This is a genomic window from Brevundimonas sp. (assembly GCF_046293315.1).
Lineage (GTDB): Bacteria > Pseudomonadota > Alphaproteobacteria > Caulobacterales > Caulobacteraceae > Brevundimonas.
On the sequence record NZ_JBKBPF010000133.1, the window covers coordinates 1 to 506 of the forward strand.

General features: G+C 70.9%; 1 protein-coding gene. It reads left to right on the forward strand.

Annotated features, from left to right (window positions below; translation table 11 throughout):
* Window positions 1-417 (forward strand): flagellar hook-length control protein FliK (locus ACK4SE_RS14400; protein ID WP_409694102.1); only part of this gene is annotated, 417 nt, incomplete at its 5' end.
* Window positions 418-506: the final 89 nt, after the last annotated feature.

Sequence of the window (506 nt, forward strand, 5' to 3'; positions counted from 1 at the left end):
GAAACGACCGCCATGATCGCCGCCCAGATCATGAAGCGGCTGGACGGCCGCTCGACCCGCTTTGAAATGGCGCTGACGCCCGACGATCTCGGCCGCGTCGACGTCAGCATGGAGGTCGGCGCCGACGGCGCCCTGACCGCGCGCCTGGCCTTCGACAATCCGGCCGCCGCCACCGAGCTTAGGGGCCGCGCCGATGAGCTGCGCCGTCAGCTTCAGGAGGCCGGCTTCCAGCTGTCCCAGGACTCCCTCCAGTTCGCCGAGCGTGACGCCTCGTCCGGGCGCGGCTTTGACCGTCGTCAGGACCGCGCCTTCGCCGGCGCCGCCCGCGTGGCCGCAGACGCCGACATCGCCGCGCCGCCGCCCGGCCGCTGGACCCCACTCACCCTCTCGCCCCAGGGCGTGGACATGAAAGTCTGACCATGGTCTCCGCCGTCTCAGCCCAGGGAGCAGCCGGTCGCGTCAACACCGGCTCGACCATGCTGGCCTCGAATTTCGAGACCTTCCTG